The sequence below is a fragment of the Desulfotomaculum sp. genome (assembly GCF_982386235.1).
On the sequence record NZ_CEVWQM010000019.1, the window covers coordinates 23,528 to 43,626 of the forward strand.

General features: G+C 48.3%; 15 protein-coding genes and 1 other annotated feature. All 15 genes read right to left on the reverse strand.

The genetic code is table 11. The annotated features are described in order from the left end of the window. Positions 1–252 precede the first annotated feature (252 nt). A complete protein-coding gene (gene cimA / locus AC1U9Z_RS12005; protein ID WP_479957582.1) occupies positions 253–1,809 on the reverse strand; it encodes a citramalate synthase in 1,557 nt (518 codons plus the stop codon). A 104-nt stretch (positions 1,810–1,913) separates the two neighbouring features. Further along, a complete protein-coding gene (leuB, locus tag AC1U9Z_RS12010; RefSeq protein ID WP_479957507.1) occupies positions 1,914–2,984 on the reverse strand; it encodes a 3-isopropylmalate dehydrogenase in 1,071 nt (356 codons plus the stop codon). After that, entirely contained in the window at positions 2,977–3,477 is a 501-nt protein-coding gene (gene leuD, locus AC1U9Z_RS12015; RefSeq protein ID WP_479957509.1) for a 3-isopropylmalate dehydratase small subunit, read from the reverse strand. Before leuD ends, leuB begins: the two co-directional genes overlap by 8 nt. Next, on the reverse strand, positions 3,478–4,740 hold the full coding sequence (gene leuC, locus AC1U9Z_RS12020; protein ID WP_479957511.1) for a 3-isopropylmalate dehydratase large subunit: 1,263 nt from the start codon (positions 4,738–4,740) through the stop codon (positions 3,478–3,480). 67 nt (positions 4,741–4,807) lie between these two features. Continuing rightward, positions 4,808–6,325, reverse strand: a complete 1,518-nt coding sequence (locus tag AC1U9Z_RS12025; protein WP_479957513.1) for a 2-isopropylmalate synthase — start codon at positions 6,323–6,325, stop codon at positions 4,808–4,810. 22 nt (positions 6,326–6,347) lie between these two features. Continuing rightward, complete coding sequence (ilvB, locus tag AC1U9Z_RS12030) at positions 6,348–8,018, reverse strand: biosynthetic-type acetolactate synthase large subunit (protein WP_479957515.1); 1,671 nt, start codon at positions 8,016–8,018, stop codon at positions 6,348–6,350. Positions 8,019–8,202: 184 nt separating this feature from the next. After that, entirely contained in the window at positions 8,203–9,195 is a 993-nt protein-coding gene (ilvC, locus tag AC1U9Z_RS12035; RefSeq protein ID WP_479957517.1) for a ketol-acid reductoisomerase, read from the reverse strand. Positions 9,196–9,197: 2 nt separating this feature from the next. Next, positions 9,198–9,710, reverse strand: a complete 513-nt coding sequence (gene ilvN / locus AC1U9Z_RS12040; RefSeq protein ID WP_479957519.1) for an acetolactate synthase small subunit — start codon at positions 9,708–9,710, stop codon at positions 9,198–9,200. Positions 9,711–9,875: 165 nt separating this feature from the next. After that, a complete protein-coding gene (gene ilvB / locus AC1U9Z_RS12045) occupies positions 9,876–11,537 on the reverse strand; it encodes a biosynthetic-type acetolactate synthase large subunit (RefSeq protein ID WP_479957521.1) in 1,662 nt (553 codons plus the stop codon). Positions 11,538–11,561: 24 nt separating this feature from the next. Then, positions 11,562–13,226: a dihydroxy-acid dehydratase gene (gene ilvD, locus AC1U9Z_RS12050; protein ID WP_479957523.1), complete on the reverse strand. Its 1,665-nt coding sequence runs from the start codon at positions 13,224–13,226 to the stop codon at positions 11,562–11,564. Positions 13,227–13,657: 431 nt separating this feature from the next. Next, positions 13,658–13,909, reverse strand: a binding site (T-box leader). A 95-nt stretch (positions 13,910–14,004) separates the two neighbouring features. Next, positions 14,005–15,381, reverse strand: coding sequence for an argininosuccinate lyase (gene argH, locus AC1U9Z_RS12055; protein WP_479957525.1), 1,377 nt, complete (start codon positions 15,379–15,381; stop codon positions 14,005–14,007). Positions 15,382–15,514: 133 nt separating this feature from the next. Then, complete coding sequence (locus tag AC1U9Z_RS12060; protein ID WP_479957527.1) at positions 15,515–16,720, reverse strand: argininosuccinate synthase; 1,206 nt, start codon at positions 16,718–16,720, stop codon at positions 15,515–15,517. A gap of 193 nt (positions 16,721–16,913) precedes the next feature. After that, entirely contained in the window at positions 16,914–17,861 is a 948-nt protein-coding gene (gene argF / locus AC1U9Z_RS12065) for an ornithine carbamoyltransferase (RefSeq protein ID WP_479957529.1), read from the reverse strand. 168 nt (positions 17,862–18,029) lie between these two features. Next, positions 18,030–19,214 (reverse strand): acetylornithine transaminase, encoded by a 1,185-nt coding sequence (locus AC1U9Z_RS12070; RefSeq protein WP_479957531.1) that lies wholly within the window; start codon positions 19,212–19,214, stop codon positions 18,030–18,032. A 15-nt stretch (positions 19,215–19,229) separates the two neighbouring features. Beyond that, positions 19,230–20,093, reverse strand: coding sequence for an acetylglutamate kinase (argB, locus tag AC1U9Z_RS12075; protein WP_333532119.1), 864 nt, complete (start codon positions 20,091–20,093; stop codon positions 19,230–19,232). Positions 20,094–20,099: the final 6 nt, after the last annotated feature.

Sequence of the window (20,099 nt, forward strand, 5' to 3'; positions counted from 1 at the left end):
TATATTTGTTTCTGCTATATCTTATAAATACATTATTTATAAGAAAATGTAAAAAATATATTTATGAGTTGCTGAACATTATTCTTATATTGCATCACCGTGGATTTCTGTGAACCATGTAGGGGGACGACTCTGTCCACCCGTTTTGGGGCAACGATACATTCCTTATACATAATGCAACACTTGCTAACAGCAATAACAAAAATAACAATAAGCCCTTGTCTTTGCCAACAGGCAAAACAAGGGCTTTGATTAGCTGTTTACTTTGGTTTCTGGCAGTAGACCATAGGCCATACTGTCGGCTAGGGCCTGCCAGCTTGCTTCTATGATGTTGGTGGAAACACCGACTGTGCCCCAGTTCTTTTTGCCGTTGCCGGTTTCGATAAGAACGCGAACCTGGGCTTCGGTTCCTGCCTTTTCTTCCAGCACCCGAACCTTGTAATCCAGCAGACGCATACCAGCCACTTCAGGATAAAAGGTTTCCAGGGCTTTTCTTAAAGCGTTATCCAGGGCGTTTACCGGACCGTTACCCTCGGCTGCGGTATGGACAATTTCTTCCCCGACCCTCAGTTTAATAACCGCCTCTGAATGAATGGGATTTTGCTCCCGCATCTCTAAGATAAGCCTCATGCTTTCCATTTGGAAGGGTTCTCGGTAGCCATTGATGGCCTTACGCAACATTAGTTCCAGTGAGCCTTCTGCAGCTTCAAATTGGTAGCCCTTGTGCTCCATGTTTTTCAGTTGCTCCAGTACCTGCCGCCCTTCTGGGCTGCCTTTGTCTAGTTGGAGTTCTTTATATTTATAGAGGAGGTTGGAGATCCCGGCCAGCTCAGACATCAGCACTCGTCTTACATTGCCCACCCGTTCGGGAGCCATATGCTCGTAGGTACCTGGTTCTTTCATTAAGGCACTGACATGGATGCCCCCCTTATGGGCAAAGGCACTTTCACCCACAAAGGGTTGATTCGCCACTGGGTTTAAGTTTGCCAGTTCGTAGACATAGCGTGAGAGTTCTGTCAGGTAGGCTAGATTAGTCGCCGGAATGGTGGTATAGCCCATTTTTAAGCTAAGGTTTGGGACGATGGAGCAAAGATTGGCATTGCCGCATCTCTCCCCGATGCCGTTAATGGTTCCCTGCACCTGGGTGACACCGGCCTGCACCGCCATGATGCTATTGGCCACGGCCATTTCCCCATCATTGTGTGCATGGATGCCCAATTCCACTCCTGGTAACTCCCGGGCCACATGGGTTACAGCTTGCTGGATTTCATGTGGCATGTTCCCTCCATTGGTATCACAGAGGATCACTGCCTCTGCCCCGCCTTGAACGGCCGCCCTTAGAACCTGTAAAGCATATTCTTGATTGGCCTTGTAACCATCAAAAAAATGTTCCGCGTCAAAGAATACCGTTAGTCCTTTACCCTTGAGGAAAGCCACTGATCCTTGTACAATGCGTAGGTTTTCCTCTAAAGTAGTATTGAGGGCTTTAAATACATGAAAGTCCCATGATTTACCAAAAATAGTTGCTACTTGAACACCAGCGTCTAACAAACCATTCAGATTGGTGTCTTGCTCAGGCTCCACACCTGGTTTGCAGGTGCTGCCAAAGGCTGTGACTTGAGCATTCTTTAAGTTGTGGTGTTTGATAAGATGAAAGAACTCCATATCCTTAGGGTTGGATCCCGGCCAACCCCCTTCGATATAATGGAAACCCATATCATCTAGCCTTAGGGCTATTTTAACCTTGTCTTCTGCCGAAAGGCTTACGCCTTCACCCTGGGTACCGTCCCGTAGTGTGGTGTCGTATATTTTAACTCTCTTTAAATCCCCAATTCAAACCACCTCATTGTTTCTCATACTGCATTCCTTTCGGGTCAGCCACGGCCCACGGCTCATGGCTTGACCCAATATTCTTACCCTAAAGCTTTTATTATCGCATCGGTCATTTCCACTGTGCCCAACTTAGTTTTGTCTGGCTGCATGATATCTCCGGTGCGGTAGCCTTGGGCTAACACCTGATCCACAGCCTGCTCAATGGCTGTTGCTTCCGTGTCTAAACCAAGGGTGACGCGCAGCATCATGGCGGCAGATAGGATGGTGGCAATGGGGTTCGCTAAGTTCTGTCCGGCAATATCCGGAGCTGAACCGTGAATGGGTTCAAAAAGAGCCACTTCTCCGCCCAGGCTGGCAGAGGGAAGCATCCCGATGGAACCGGTAAGCTGGGAAGCTAAATCAGTCAGGATATCACCGAACATGTTCTCTGTAACCATGACATCAAATTGCTTGGGATTACGTACCAACTGCATGGCACAGTTATCCACATACATATGGCTCAATTCAACATCGGGATATTCCTCGGCCAGCTTTATCACGACTTCCCGCCATAGTTTAGAACTTTCTAATACATTGGCCTTATCCACCGACATTAGTTTTTTGTTTCTTTTTCTGGCCATTTCAAAGCCTAAACGGGCTACCCTTTCAACTTCTTGGGTGGTATATTCTAAGGTTTCGACTGCCTTTTGTCCGCCATCGGGCAAATCTTCCCGGTGTTTCTCGCCAAAATATAGGCCACCGGTTAATTCCCGTATAATCATAACATCCAAGCCGGAAACCAATTCTTCCTTCAAGGGGGAAGCCTCAGCCAGGGCGGGGTTCACCACCGCGGGCCGTAAATTGGCATAGAGGCCTAATTTCTTACGGAGGGGTAATAGGGCACCCCTTTCTGGTCTTAGATGGGGCTCCAGATTATCCCATTTGGGTCCTCCCACTGCCCCCAAAAGCACCGCATCACTATTGCGGCAAAGCTCCAGGGTTTCCTCCGGCAGTGGATGCCCGGTGGCATCATAGGCTGCTCCGCCAATGAGGGCAGTTTTAAATTCAAACTGCCGCTGGTATTTCTCCCCGATGACTTGTAAAACCCGAACAGCCTGGGGAACAATTTCCGGCCCGATACCATCACCGGGCAGCAGGGCTATTTTATACATCTTGGCTCACCCGCCCTTTAACATAGCCGATGAGTCCGCCGGCATCAATAATTTGTCTCATAAAATCTGGAATGGGCACCGCTTGATAGGTCTTACCCGTGGTTTGGTTAACAATGGCACCACTGCCTACATCAACGGAAATAACATCGCCCTCATTGACTTCGTCAGCGGCCTCCGGGCATTCCAAGATGGGTAAACCAATGTTAAAGGCGTTGCGATAAAAAATCCTGGCAAAGGATTTTGCCACGACGCAGGAAACCCCCGCAGCCTTAATGGCAATGGGAGCATGCTCCCGGGAACTGCCGCAGCCAAAGTTTTTCCCGGCCAACATGATATCGCCGGTTTTTACCTTGGCGGCAAAGGTAGGATCTCCGTCTTCCATACAGTGCTTCGCCAACTCAACTGGATCAGAGGTGTTTAAGTAACGTGCTGCAATAATGACATCTGTGTCCACGTCGTTGCCAAATTTCCATACTTTACCTTGTAAGCTCATTTACAGCACCTCCCCAGGGTGAGAAATATGACCAGTAACTGCGCTGGCTGCGGTCACAGCCGGGTTCGCCAAATAAACTTCACTTTCCGGATGACCCATACGGCCTACGAAGTTGCGGTTGGTGGTAGAAATGCAGCGTTCACCCTTGGCTAAGATACCCATATGACCTCCCAGACAGGGACCACAGGTGGGGGTGCTGACCACAGCCCCGGCATCCAGGAAGATTTCAAAGAGACCTTCCCGCATGGCCTGACGATAGATTTCCTGGGTACCAGGAATAATAACTAATCTAACCCGTTTATGAACCTTCTTCCCCTGGAGGACCTCTGCTGCCAGCCGCAAATCTTCCATGCGACCGTTGGTGCAGGAGCCAATAACCGCCTGATCGATATCCACATGGCCAGCCTGACTTACAGGCCGGGCATTTTCAGGCAGGTGGGGAAAGGCCACCTGAGGTTCAATATCCGCTACGTTAAATTCAAAGACCTCTGAGTAATGTGCAGCCGGGTCACTGGTAAAGAAGGTATAGGGCCGTTTGGTCCTTCCTTCCACATACTGCCGGGTGATTTCGTCCGGTTGGATAATCCCATTTTTACCCCCGGCTTCAATGGCCATGTTGCACATGGTTAGGCGACCATCCATGGATAACTGGCGAATGGCTTCGCCGCAAAATTCCATGGCTTTATATAGGGCACCATCCACACCTATTTTACCAATGGTGTAGAGGATTAAATCCTTGCCGCCAACATATTTACTTAACTTTCCGTTAAAGACAAACTTCATTGACTCCGGCACTTTAAACCAGGTTTCACCCAGGGCCATGGCAGCAGCCAAGTCTGTGCTGCCCACCCCGGTGGCAAAGGCCCCCAATGCACCATAGGTGCAGGTGTGGGAATCGGCCCCGATAATGACGTCGCCGGGTCCCACCAAGCCCTGTTCAGGCAGTAGGCAGTGTTCAATACCCATACGTCCCACTTCAAAATAGTTTGTCAGTTCCTGGGCATGGGCAAAATCCCGTACCAGCTTTGCCTGTTCGGCAGACTTAATGTCTTTGTTGGGTGTAAAGTGGTCCGGCACTAAAGCCACTCTGTCTTTATCCCAAACTTTTGCCCGGCCAATCTTAGCAAATTCCTTGATGGCTACCGGTCCCGTAATGTCGTTTGCCAAAACCAGATCAACCTTAGCATTGATTAGTTCTCCGGGTTTTACCCCTTCTTTGCCTGCTGCTGCAGCCAACACTTTTTCCGTTATTGTCATTGGCACGGTAATTCACCCCTTATAGCTTTCAGCCTTCCGGCATCTGCCGCCGGCTTTGTGTTATATATAAAACTTATTTCTGATCGTAAATTAATTTGTTTACAGCATTTACATAGGCCTTCGCCGAGGCCTCTAATATATCCGTGCTGAGACCACGTCCGGTATAGGTTTTTTCATTTCCCTCACACCGCAGCTTTACGGTTACGTCCCCCAAAGCATCTTTGCCGCCTGTAATGGCATTAAGGGCGTAGTTTACTAACGTGCAGGAAAACCCTGTAATTTTGTCCACGGTTTTATAAATAGCATCCACGGGACCATCCCCACAGGCAGCCTCCTCTTTTAGTTCCTCACCGACCCTTAGTCCCAGGGTAGCGGTGGGTACCACAGAGGTACCAGTGGAAATGTGCAGGTATTCCAATACATAGGTATCTGGAATATGCTTGATCTCATCTTCCACAATTGCCTGTAAATCTTGATCGGCAATTTCTTTCTTTTTATCGGCCAGTACCTTAAAGCGGCTAAAGGCCAGGTTTAATTCTTCTTCGTTTAAGCTATAGCCCAGTTCCGACAAACGCTCCTTAAAGGCATGTCGCCCAGAGTGTTTACCTAAAACTAAGTTGTTAGCGATAATTCCCACCTGTTCTGGATTCATAATCTCATAGGTGGTTCTTTCCTTTAGCACACCATCCTGGTGAATGCCGGATTCATGGGCAAAGGCATTTTTACCCACTACGGATTTATTAGGCTGCACAGGCATACCGGTCAAAGAACTTACTAATCGACTGGTTCGATAAATTTCCTGCGTGTTAATGCCTGTGATTAAACCATAGTGATCCTTTCTGGTATGCAGCCCCATAATCACTTCTTCCAGGGCAGCATTACCAGCCCTTTCTCCGATGCCGTTAATGGCCCCTTCCACCTGTCTGGCGCCGACTCCCACTGCGGCCAGTGAATTGGCCACTGCCAAACCTAGGTCATCATGACAGTGCACACTGGTAGTAACCTTATCCATCCCTGGCGTTTTTTCTATAATCGCCCGAATAAATTTAGCATATTCTTCCGGTGTGGTATAACCCACGGTATCCGGTATATTAATCACTGTGGCACCGGCCTTAATGACTTCTCCAAAAACTTTACAAAGGTATTCCAAATCCGAACGGGAAGCATCTTCCGCAGAAAATTCTACGTCGGAGGTGTATTTCTTAGCATGTTTTATAGCCGCCACGGCTGCTTCAATAACCTGCTCCCGGCTCATCCGCAATTTATATTTCAAATGAATATCAGATGTGGCAAGAAAAATATGAATGCGTCCCTGTTCAGCGCCTTTTAGGGCTTCCCACGCACAGTCAATATCCTTAACGTTTGCCCGGGCCAAGCCCGCAACGGTAATCCCTCGTATTTCTTTGGCCACAGCCTGAACAGCAGCAAAGTCTCCGGGGGAGGTAAGGGGAAAACCAGCTTCAATAATATCTACTCCTAACCGTGCAAGTTGCCTGGCTATTTGTAATTTTTCATTTAAGTTTAAGCTTACCCCTGGGGATTGCTCACCATCCCTCAGGGTGGTATCAAAGATATGCACCCGGTTGTTCAAACCATTCCCTCCCATATTATCTTTATTCTATATCCACCGCATCGCATAGATCCTTGCCTGCCATTACCATGGGTAAAACATTTTCTTCGGGGTCGATGACACAATCCACGATGAACGGTCCATTTTCCCCAAAGACCTCGGTTAAGGCACTCTGTAGTTCTTCCTCTGTTCGAACAGATATTCCCTTAAAGCCATAGACTTTGCCCAGAGCGGTAAAATCTGGTACAAAAGAAAACTCCACTGCGGTGTAGCGTTTGTCGCAATAAAATTCCTGGAGTTGGCGAACCATGCCCAGACATCCATTATTCAAAACGAAAATTTTCAGAGGCAAACCCTGCTCCCTGGCAGTGCTTAGCTCATTTAAGGTCATTTGGAAGCTGCCGTCACCCGTTACCAACACCACGGTTTCATCTGGCCTGCCAATTTGTGCCCCAATGGCACTGGGTAAGCCAAAACCCATGCAGCCCAAACCACCGGAGGTCACCAAATCTCTGGGGCCGGTAAAGCTATAATGCTGCGCCACCCACATTTGGTGCTGGCCCACATCCGTGGCAATAATGGCTTTGCCCTTGGTATGGCGGTTGATTTCCTCAATAATGTGCTGGGGCTTGAGGAGATTACCCTCCGTCCGGTATCTTGGCCCAAATTCTTCTTTCCAGGCAGCTACCTTTGTGTTCCAAGCAACATTTTGTTTTTTATCTAGCCGAACGACTAAAGCCTCCAACACCTTCTTCGTATCCCCAACGATGGGTAGGTGTGACAGGATGTTCTTGCTAATTTCCGCTGGGTCAACATCCACATGAATAACCTTTGCGTTAGGAGCAAAGCCGCCTAATCTACCGGTAACCCGGTCATCGAAACGGGCTCCCAGGGTAATTAGTAAGTCGCATTCGGTAACCGCCAAGTTGGCTGCCTTGATACCATGTAAGCCCAGCATACCCAGGAACAGGCGATGATCACCGGGGAAGGCCCCCAGACCCATGAGAGTAGCTACCACCGGTGCATCAATGGTTTCTGCCAGCCACAATAATTCTTCCGAAGCATTGGCATTAACAACACCGCCGCCTACGTAAATAACGGGTCTTTCCGCTTGCATGATTATTTTAGCCGCTTGATTAATCTGAGCCACATGACCCTTAACCGTTGGTTTATAACCCATCAATTCTACATCCGTTGGGTAGTTAAAATTAATGACAGTCTGCGCAACATCCTTTGGCAGGTCAATCAACACGGGTCCCGGCCTGCCAGTACGGGCAATATGAAAGGCCTGTTTGATAATCTTGGGCAGCATTTTAGCATCTTTGACTAGATAATTATGTTTCGTGACCGGCATGGTAATACCGGTAATATCAACCTCTTGAAAGGCATCTGTTCCTACCTGGGATGTGGGAACTTGCCCAGTAAAAGCAACGATAGGAATTGAATCCATATAAGCATTGGCCAATCCAGTTACTAAGTTTGTGGCACCTGGTCCTGAGGTTGCCATGCATACCCCCACTTTACCGGTTGTTCGGGCATAACCACTGGCCCCATGGGCCGCCCCCTGTTCGTGCCGGGTTAATATGTGCTTGATCTTGCTGCTTCTCAAGGCATCGTAAACAGGGAGGATGGCACCACCAGGATAACCAAAAACGTTTTCTACACCTTCCATTTCCAGGCAGCGAACCAAAGCTTCGGCGCAAGTAATTTCCAAAGCAATCCCTCCCGTAATAGTCGTCAGCCTTCAGCCATCAGCCGTCAGCCTAACGCTTTATTCAACACTCTATTGTAAACTAATTTCCAAGGTGCCTTAGGAAGTGCCACCATCAACCACCAACCAAAGCAGAGGGCTGACAGTTGACGGCTGATGGCTAGACCCCCAAGGAATACCCAAAAGATTATTTCTTTAACCAGGACATCATTTCACGGAGTCTTGCTCCTACTTCTTCGATTTGATGCTCTTTTTCCATTTTGCGAATGGCACTAAACTGAGGTGATTTTACCTGGTTTTCTAACATCCAGTTGCGGGCAAAGGTGCCATCCTGAATCTCCATCAGTACCTGTCTCATTTCATCACGGGTTTCTTCGGTGATGATACGAGGTCCAATCATGTAATCGCCATATTCTGCGGTATTACTAATGGAATATCTCATTCTGGAAAGACCACCCTCGTAGATCAAATCCACGATTAATTTTAGTTCGTGCAGGCATTCAAAGTAAGCCATTTCTGGGGCATAACCCGCTTCTACCAAGGTATCGAAGCCAGCCTTAATTAATTCGCTGACCCCACCGCAGAGAACTGCCTGTTCGCCAAAGAGGTCGGTTTCCGTTTCTTCCTTAAAGGAAGTTTCAAATACACCGGCTTTGGTGCAACCAATACCTTTCGCATAGGCCAAAGCAATATCCTTGGCTTTGCCAGTGTAATCCTGGTGTATAGCCACCAAACCGGGAACCCCTTTGCCTTCGGCATACATACGTCTTACCAAATGACCAGGGCTTTTCGGTGCTACCAGGAACACGTCTACGTTTTTGGGCGGTACGATTTGACCAAAGTGAATGTTAAAACCGTGGGAGAACATTAAGGCCTTCCCTTCGCTTAAGTAGGGTTCAATTTCTTCTGCATAGACTCTGCCTTGAATTTCATCCGGCAGCAGTATTTGAATAACCTCTGCTTGGGCGCAAGCATCCGCAACAGTAGCTACCTGTAAGCCATCTGCTTCAACTTTGCTCCAGCTGGCACTGTCTTTACGTAAACCAACCACTACGTCTAAACCACTATCGCGAAGGCTCTGGGCCTGGGCGTGACCTTGGCTGCCATAGCCTAAAACTGCAATTTTCTTACCCTTTAAAAACTCCAAATTAGCGTCACCATCGTAATAAACCTTAACCATGATTAGTCCTCCTCTTTTGTCTTGTTGATATTGGTGTATTTGGCGCCCCGCAGCATTGCTACTTTACCGGTACGCACTAGTTCTTTAATGCCGAAGGGGCGCAGGGCCTCTTCAAAGGCAGTAATTTTTTCTTGGTTGCCAGTACACTCCAAAGTGAGATTCTTGTGACCATAGTCGACAATATTGGCCCGGAAAATCTGGGCTACTTGCATGATTTCATTCCTATTACCATTATCAGCACTAACCTTAATCAGCACCATTTCCCGGTCTACATGGGGATTGGCAGTAATATCGTTGATCTTGATGACATCCACTAACTTGTGCAATTGCTTACTTACCTGCTCCAACACCCTTTCATCTCCCTCTACCACAATGGTCATACGGGAGATCGCCGGGTCATCGGTGCGTCCCACTGCCAAGCTATCAATGTTATAGCCGCGCCGACTAAAAAGGCCTGCTACCCTGGCCAATACACCAGGACTGTTTTCCACTAATACTGCCAGTGTGTGATACATTTAGCCACCGTTCCTTTCTTTAATAGAAACTATTCCTAATAATCTCCACAGACATAAATTACCGGAGAAATTCGATATTAAGGTTAGGCAATACCTTTATAAGGTTTTTGGCGGCGTTTTAATTCTGGGCTAGCGTTTTTATAATGTCAAAAGGAAACACCTTTTCTAACCTATCATTTCATTTAAAGCATTGCCCGGTGGAACAAAGGGCAATACGTTCTCCTCTGGTTCAACCACAAAATCCATCAATACGGGTTTACGGGACTGGATTGCTGCCTTGAGCACCTCAGCAACTTCACTCTTTTTGGTTACTTGGTAGCCCTCCGCGTCATAGGCTTCAGCCAACTTAACAAAGTTGGGGCTTTTCATTTCTACGTAGGAGTAGCGTCGATTATAAAGAAGTTCCTGCCACTGGCGAACCATGCCAAGGTAACCATTATTCATGATGGCAACATTTACCGGCAGGTCATTATCCACTGCAGTGGCCAACTCTTGAATATTCATCTGGATGCTGCCATCGCCGGCTATATTAAACACAACATCTTCGGGGCAAGCCACCTGGGCGCCAATGCTGGCGGGAAAGCCATAACCCATGGTACCTAGTCCCCCGGAGGAGATGAAGGAGCGTGGTTTGGTATACGTATAATATTGAGCCGCCCACATCTGATGTTGACCTACCTCAGTGGCTATTAAGGCTTCGCCTTTGGTCTGACGGTAGATCTCCTGGATCACCTGCTGGGCTTTCAGACCTTCGCCATTTTCAGCAAAATTAAGCGGGTACTCCTTCTTCCAAGCACTAATTTTTTCTTGCCAAGCACCAGCTATTTTGGCTTGCACCCGCCCCAGCAGTTGATTGAGTACTAGCTCTACATTACCCACAATGGGAATATCTACTCGTACATTTTTACCAAGTTCCGCTGGGTCAATATCAATGTGGATAATCTTGGCGTGGGGAGCAAAGGCATCAACCTTGCCTGTTACCCTATCATCAAAACGCACCCCAACGGCGATTAACAAATCACAGTCACAGATGGCAAAATTAGCATATTTTGAGCCGTGCATGCCCAACATGCCTAATGATAGGGGGTGATCCTCGGGAAAACCTCCTAAACCCATTAGGGTGGTGGCCACAGGTGCTAGTAAGGCTTCGGATAATTTCTTAAGTTCTTCGTGGGCACCGGCACTGACAATCCCCCCGCCGGCATAAATCACCGGGCGTTGGCTTTCTGCAATAGCCCTAAAGGCCCTGTTAACAGCTTCCTCACTGGCTTCGCCGGGAGGATGATAACCGGGCAATTCCACCGGACCATTGGGGTAATAATCCATTTCCCCGGCAGAAACATCCTTCGGCATATCAATCAGCACGGGTCCAGGTCGCCCTGTGGAAGCAATATGAAAGGCTTCTTTGACTACCTTTCCCAACTCATTAATATCTTTAACAATGTAATTATGCTTCGTTATGGGAAGGGTAATACCTGTGATATCTGCTTCCTGAAAGGAATCCCTGCCCAGCATCGTTGTCGGAACCTGACCGGTAATGGCTACCAGGGGAACCGAATCCATATAGGCATTGGCGATTCCTGTGACCAGATTTGTGGCACCGGGGCCGGAAGTGGCCAAGCAAACCCCTACCTTACCGGATGCCCTGGCATATCCATCTGCCGCATGGGCGGCCCCTTGTTCGTGGCGACACAGTATATGTCTAATATCGGAATCATAAAGTGCATCATAGATGGGCAGTGCTTGCCCGCCCGGGTAACCAAAAATAGTATCAACGCCCACTTGTTTTAAACTGTCAAGTAATATTTGCGCACCGGACATTCTCATTGTAAAAAACCCCCAGTTCGTCTTTTATACTTTATTCAACACCGCCCCTGTTCCGGCAGAGGAAACCTTTTCGGCATAGCGGGCCAAATAGCCCCTGTTTACTTTAGGCTGAGGTACCTGCCATTCTGACAGTCTGCGATTGATTTCTGCTTGGTCAAGCTGTACTTCCAGTCGATAATTGGGAATGTCGATTTCCACAATATCCCCGTCCTGGAGGACGGCTATAAGACCTCCTTCCGCCGCTTCCGGGGAAACGTGACCAATGGAGGCACCCCGGGAAGCTCCAGAGAAGCGACCATCTGTCAGCAGAGCCACTTCTTTATCCAGTCCCATACCAGCCAGCACCGATGTAGGACCTAGCATCTCTCTCATACCAGGCCCTCCCTTGGGCCCTTCATAACGGATAACGACAACGTCACCTGGCTTTATTTTGCCGCCGGTAATGGCTGCATTGGCTGCTTCTTCTCCGTCAAAAACCCGGACAGGACCAGTATGCTTTAACATCTCTGGTGCCACAGCAGCCCTCTTTACAACAGCCCCATCCGGTGCCAAATTTCCCCTCAGAATGGCTAGACCGCCGACCGGACTGTAGGGTTCTTCGACACTACGGATGACATTGCGATCCCTAAGTTTTGCTTGTTCCAATAACTGTCCAACCGTCAGGCCACTGACAGTTTTAATGTTCAGATTAATCAGATCATTGCAACTTAACTCTTGTATTACTGCCTGGATTCCTCCTGCAGCATAAAGATCTTGTATGTGATGTTCTCCCGCTGGGCTCAGTTTACACAAGTGGGGAGTTTTTTCGCTGATTTCATTAACTAAATTCAAGTCCAGGGTAATCCCTGCTTCATTGGCAATTGCTGGCAGGTGTAAAACTGTGTTGGTGGAGCACCCCAGGGCCATATCCACAGCCAAGCCGTTTCGGAAGTTCTCCATGGTCAGTATATCCCGGGGTTTTAAATCCTCTTTAACCAGAGCCACTGCCCTCATGCCTGCTGCCTTGGCCAGCCGTCTCCGGGCTGCGGATACCGCCGGGATCGTGCCATTGCCAGGTAAGGCCATACCCAGGGCTTCGGTTAAGCAATTCATACTGTTGGCAGTAAACATACCGGAGCAGGAACCACAGCCGGGACAAGCATTGTCCTCTAGCTCTGCCAATTCTTCTTGGGTCATCCGGTTCGTTACAACCGCCCCAACTGCTTCAAACATTTGACTCAAGGAAACATCCTTGTCTTGAAATCTCCCAGCCAGCATGGGCCCACCGCTCACTACAATGGCTGGAATATTTAGCCTGGCAGCAGCCATCAACATGCCAGGAACCACCTTGTCACAATTCGGTATGAGGACCAAACCGTCAAAGGGATGGGCCTGGGCCATCACTTCGATGGAATCCGCAATAATTTCTCGACTGGCCAGGGAATATCTCATACCCGGGTGTCCCATGGCAATACCATCACAAACAGCAATCACCGGAAACTCCACGGGTGTACCACCAGCCATCCGAACACCAGCCTTGGCTGCCTCGGCAATTTCCCTTAAGTGCAGATGGCCTGGTACAATTTCGTTAAAGGAGTTAACCACCCCAATCATGGGGCGGGAAATTTCTTCATCGATCATGCCCAGGGCCCGAAACAAACTACGGTGTGGTGCTCGTTCCAAACCCTTTGTCATGGTATCACTACGCATATTATTACCCCCCGATGAAAGTATTCAAAAAACAAAAAACCTCTCAATCTCCGGCATAATGCCAGGGACGAGAGGTTAAACCTTCCGCGGTACCACCCTAATTGCTCAATAGAGCCACTCATGCAACAAAACATTTAAACTACTGTCATGTGCCGTTTTGTAACGGGTTCTACTCCCGGCCCCAATTACTCGTAGACCTTTCACGGGGGCAGCTCCTGGGTGACACAGCCTGGCATTTGGCACCGGCTCCCACCTAACCCGGCTCTCTTTGGCCCTGTTTCAGACTGTTATCCCGATCTCAGCTGTTAAATATGAATTATTAACAAGTATAATAACTTAGTTGACAACTGTCAAGAAATAAATCTTTAAGATCGGGTAAAATTTAATCAAGGTTGTGCGTAAACTAAAAAACCCCTCGTCCCTGGCATAACGCCAGGGACGAGAGGTAAATCCTTCCGCGGTACCACCCTGATTGCTCAATAGAGCCACTTTGCACATCATCACAGTATCTTGCTTTGTGCGGATTTGTTAACGGGTTCCTTAACCCGGCCCCACCTACTAACCAATGTTTTCGGGGAGGCAGCTCCAGGGTGATAAGTTAACCTGTCATTGGCACCGGCTTTCACCTAATCCGGCTCTCTTTAGCCCTGTTCCAGATTTCCAATCCCTATCAAAGCTGTTTGCTTATGGAATACATTTATAGTATATTTTCAAACTTTGTTTCTGTCAAGGGGCATTTTGGCCGTGGCATGGGTCGTGGGCGGCCAATCGCTAACCATTAACGGCTAACCAGCCTTTCCCTCGTCCTGGCAATGGCTTGCTTTACCGCCTCTGGTGCTGGACCGCCCCGGACTTTCCGGGCTGCGGCACAGTATTCTACACCAATGGCAGCGTAAACATCCGGATCAAAAACCTGGGATAATTCTTTGTACTCTTCCATGGTTAGTTCTTCCAAGGCCTTGCCTTGCTGTAGACAATAAAATACCGCCCTACCGACAATCTCATGGGCCTCCCGGAAGGGCACTCCTTTTTTGGCCAGGTAATCCGCAACATCGGTGGCATTGGTAAAACCACCGCGGGCTGCCTTGGCCATGTTTTCTTTATGTACCGTCATCGTGGCAATCATGGGACGGAAGACCAAGAGACAACCTTTGACGGTATCAACGGCAGCAAAAAGGGCCTCTTTATCCTCCTGCATGTCCTTATTGTAGGCCATGGGCAAGCCTTTAAGCATGGTTAATAACCCGATTAGACTGCCATAAACGCGGCCGGTTTTACCACGAATAAGTTCGGCTACGTCAGGGTTTTTCTTTTGGGGCATAATGCTGGACCCGGTGCTGTAAGCATCATCTAAATCAATAAAGGCAAATTCCCCGGTGGCCCAGAGAATAATCTCTTCGCAAAAACGGCTAAGGTGCATCATAATTAGCGAAGCGGCGGCACAAAATTCCACCGCAAAATCTCTGTCACTGACGGCATCCAGGGAGTTATCACTAACCTGGGCAAAACCCAATAACTCGGCTGTGTACTCCCGATCCAAGGGAAAGGTTGTCCCAGCCAGGGCACCGGAGCCCAAGGGCAGCACATCGGTACGTTTATAACAGTCTGCCAGCCTCTCCATATCCCGCATAAACATCTGGGTGTAAGCCACCAAATGATGGGCCAGGGTAATGGGTTGGGCCCGCTGCAGGTGGGTATAACCAGGCATAACGGTAAGGGTGTGTTGTTCCGCCAGATTTAATAGGGTTTCCACCAGGTCTTTTAGAAGTGCCTGAATTTCATTCATTTCGTCTTTCAGGTACATCCTTACATCCACAGCCACCTGGTCGTTTCTACTGCGGGCAGTATGCAGTTTTTTACCCACTGCCCCAATCTTGTCCGTTAGAAGTTGCTCCACATTCATATGTATATCTTCAGCAGCAATATCAAACTCCACTTTTCCCTGCTCTATTTCATCCAGAACCTGTCTTAACCCCGTAACAATTTGCTTTGCTTCCTCTTCGGTTATAACTCCCACCTTGCCCAACATGGTGGCATGGGCGATACTGCCACGGATATCTTGCTTGTATAGTCTTTGGTCAAAAGAAATGGAGGAATGAAAATCCTCCACCAACCGATCCGTAGTCTTTTGAAAACGACCACCCCAGAGTTTCATCGCTTTACACATCCTCTGTATGTTTTCTCTTATTTTTTATTATTTCTTACTTAGATCGTTTAACGATAGACATGAGAAATGAGAGGTTAGGGTGAGATTAAATTCCCACTGCCAACCTCCCACCTCTCACTTGTTATCTAAGTCCTGCTTTTTTCTCCATCATGGCCCGTACCTTTAGGGGAAGACCAAAGAGGTTGATAAAGCCCTCGGCGTCAGCCTGGTTGTACACTTCATCCCGACCAAAGGTGGAAAGTTCTTCATCATATAGGGAGTAGGGAGAAGTGGTTCCGGCAGGCATGATGTTCCCTTTATACAGTTTTAGCTTGACCGTACCCGTCACTGTACGCTGGGTGCTGTCCACAAAGGCATCCAAGGCTTCCCTTAGGGGAGCAAACCAAACGCCATCATATACCAACTCCGCATAGCGTAAAGCAAGCTGCTCTTTATAATGCAGGGTCGCTCTGTCCAGTGTTAATAGTTCCATTTCTCTATGGGCATAGACCAAAATTGCTCCGCCAGGGGTTTCATAAACGCCCCGGGACTTCATCCCGACCAGACGGTTTTCCACCATATCGACAATGCCAATACCATTGGCACCGCCTATAACATTTAGCTTTTCGAGTAGGCTAATGCTGTCTAGCTGTTCACCATTGATAGAAACAGGGCTGCCCTTTTCAAAACCAATTTCTACGTAGGTGGGCTGGTCTGGTGCCTGTTCCGGCGGAACAGTGAGCATCAGCATATCATAAGAAGCAGCATTGGCTGGACTTTCCAATTCCCCGCCCTCATGGCTGATATGCCAAATGTTGCGGTCCCTGCTGTAAATACTTTTCTTGGTTACAGGTACTGGAATGCCCCTGGCTTCGGCATAATCGATGGCATCTTCACGGGAACGGATGTCCCATTCCCGCCAGGGGGCAATCACTTTCAGATGTGGGGCCAAAGCCTTAACCCCAAGTTCAAAACGAACCTGATCATTGCCCTTGCCGGTGGCACCATGGGCAACAGCCACAGCACCCTCCTTCTCGGCAATTTCCACAAGCTTTTTAGCAATCAGCGGCCGGGCAAAGGAAGTGCCCAGCAAGTATTTTCCTTCATAAATAGCGCCGGCCTTGAGGGTGGGCCAAATGTAGTCTTCAACAAATTCCTGGCGCAAATCCTCAATATATATTTTGCTGGCCCCGCTCTTAATCGCCTTTTCCTCCAGGGGAGCCAGTTCTTCCCCTTGTCCAAGATCTGCGGTAACAGCAATTACCTCATAACCATAGTTTTCCTTTAGCCAGGCTATAATAACAGAGGTATCCAAACCACCTGAATAAGCCAATACAACCTTTGGCATTGTCAAAAGAACCCCTTTCAAATAAGCTTTTTGCATATTCTTTTCGACAAATTATTTTATATTCCTACCAACATCTAAATATTTGTAACCTTTGAAATGTGTAACAGAGTAACAGCCGTGACCTAACACGGATGAAAATAACCTAGCCCACGGCTGACTGACCATAAGACATGAGCCAGGACCTAAGGCTAAATTAGCTTTGCATCAACAGGGCCATCACGGCCTTTTGGGCGTGCAGGCGATTCTCTGCCTCGTCCCAAACCACTGAATGGGGACCATCAATGATATCTGCGGTCACTTCTTCCCCGCGGTGGGCTGGTAGGCAATGCAGGAAAATAAAATCCGGCTTGGCCAGGGAGCACAGGTCCGTGTTTACTTGGTAAGATGCAAAGGCCTTTTCCCTTTCCCTTTGCTCGGTCTCCTGACCCATGCTGGCCCAGACATCGGTAATCACCACATCGGCATCCCGCATGGCTGCCACCGGATCATTGCCTACTTCAATTTTTGCATCGGTTGCCTGGGCATCCTGTATGGCCAACTGTAAAATCTGGGCATTGGGTTGGTAGCCCTCCGGTGAAGCTACGCTGATGTTCATACCCACCTTGGCACAGCCAAACAGCAGTGAATGGGCAATGTTATTGCCGTCTCCCACATAGGCCAGTTTCAATCCCTTTAGTTTGCCTTTATGTTCTTGAATGGTCAATAGATCCGATAAAATTTGGCAGGGGTGGAATGAATCTGTCAGTCCGTTGATTACAGGTATATCTGCATATTCGGCCAGTTCCTCCACTTCACTCTGGGCATAGGTACGAATCATGATGCCATCAACCATCCGGGCTAATACCCTTGCGGTATCTGCCACAGACTCCCCACGACCCATTTGTATATCCTTAGGACTTAGGAATAGCGGGTATCCACCCAATTGATACATTCCCACCTCAAAGCTAACCCTCGTACGGGTAGAGCTTTTCTGGAAAATCATCGCCAAGGTTTTACCCTGCAGATAGGGATGAGGGATGCCTGCCTTTTGCATGGCCTTTATCTTCTTGGCTTCTGCCAAAATCAAGTTAACTTCATCGGCAGTATAATCATGCAGAGTCAAAAGATCCCTGCCCTTTAATGCATTGCTTATTTTCTCCATACTTCATAACCTCACAATTTACTTTTCACTCTCGTTCTCTCGCTTCGGATAATACCACAACGGAACGGTCAAGACCGTTCCTACGACTCGATTTATTTAGCAATGGTGCCAGCACACTTGTCCGGTCTTTTAGCTTTTATCGGTTCGTGTTTTCCATTGGCAATCAACCTAGGCCATGGCTTTTTTTAGTATCTCAAGGGCTTGATCCACTTCGTCTCGATTAATGATCAAGGGGGGGAGGAAGCGCAGGACATTCACGTTGGTGCAGTTTATTAACAGTCCTTGCTCCAGGCAGCGGGCAACAATGTCCTTGCCTTCTATGGTAAGTTCCAGGCCAAGTATTAGGCCCATTCCCCGAACTTCTTTGACAAAGGAAAATTGGCCGATCAGTTCAGTTAGTTTGTCTTTAAAGTATTCTCCAACAACTTGGGCATTTTCCAGCACACCCCCTTGCAGCAGTGTTTCCATCGCGGCTAGGGCTGCGCTGGAAGCTAAGGGGTTGCCGCCAAAGGTGCTGGCATGGTCACCCGGTTGAAATGCCTTGGCCACATGATCTTTGGCCAACATGGCCCCAATGGGGAACCCTCCCCCCAAAGCCTTCGCCAGGGTGATGATATCCGGTTCTACGCCATAATGCTGATAAGCTAAAAATTTCCCGGCACGACCCAAACCAGTCTGAACCTCATCAAAAATCAACAGCAAGCCCTTTTCTTCGCAAAGTCTTTTTACCCCCGTGAGGTAGGCCGGGTCTGCCGGAACAACACCGCCTTCCCCCTGTACTGGTTCCAACATCACTGCACAGGTGTGGGGCCCGATGGCCTTTGTCAATGCCTCCAAGTCATTAAAGGGAACATAGGTAAAGCCCTCTGGCAGGGGTGCAAAGCCCTTTTGATATTTAGGCTGGCCTGTGGCGGTAATGGTTGCCAGGGTCCGACCGTGGAAAGAGTTAACAGCCGTAATAATTTCATATTTTTCCGGGCCATGGTTTTGATAGGCATACTTTCGCGCCAGTTTGATAGCCCCTTCATTCGCCTCTGCCCCACTGTTACAGAAAAACGCTTTATCCGCACAGGAATTTTCCACCAAAATTTTAGCCAGTTTTACCTGGGGTTCAATCCAGTAAAGGTTGGAGCAATGCAGCAGGGCGTGGGCCTGCTTGGTGATGGCTTCTACCACCCTTGGATGGGCATGCCCCAGGGAGTTTACGGCAATGCCACTGACAAAGTCTAAATATTGCCGGCCCTCTGCATCCCAAACCCAGGCTCCTTCACCCTTGACCAGAGCCATGGGCAAACGACCGTAGGTATTCATTACATATTGCTGACCCATTGCCAGTATTTCTTGATTATTCATCCTTGACACCCCTTTTTAATCAGCTACCACCATGGTCCCAACACCCTTGTCCGTAAATACCTCCAATAGGATCGAATGGGGTACTCGACCATCCAAAATATGAGTGGTCGATACACCACCCTCTATGGCATCCATGCAACACTCAATTTTGGGAATCATGCCGCCTTGAATGACGCCCCGTTGGATTAACGTTTTTACATCTCCCAGCTTAACGGTGGAGATGAGGGATTCCTTGTTCTGGTAATCTTCTAAAATACCCTCAACATCTGTTAAAATGATCAATTTATCCGCCTTTAATGAAGTCGCAATGGCACCTGCCATCGTATCCGCGTTGATGTTATAGGTTTCTCCGTCAGCACCAATGCCAACAGGGGAAACAACCGGGATATAGCCTTCTTGAATAACCGTTTCCAGCAACTTAGGGTTAATTCCTGTCACTTCACCCACAAAACCTATGTCCTGTTGGTCTTTGCTATATTTTTTACTAGCTAACACTAAGTTGGCATCCTTACCGGACAAACCAATGCCCCGTCCCCCGGTGCGGTTAATCAGGGCAACAATTTCTTTGTTTAGTTTACCCAGTACCATTTCCACCACTTCCATGGTCGGTGCATCGGTCACCCTGAGGCCACTAATAAAATGAGACTCGATACCCAATCGATTTAACATGCCCGTTATTTCCGGACCACCGCCATGTACTACCACTGGGTTAATACCAACAAACTTCATCAGAACCAGGTCTGTCATCACAGCCTGTTTTAAATCTGCATTAATCATGGCATGACCGCCGTATTTAATAACGACGGTTTTACCATAAAATTTCTTTATATAAGGTAAGGCCTCCACCAGGATGCCGGCCTTCTCCAGTGCACTTAACATTTTAAA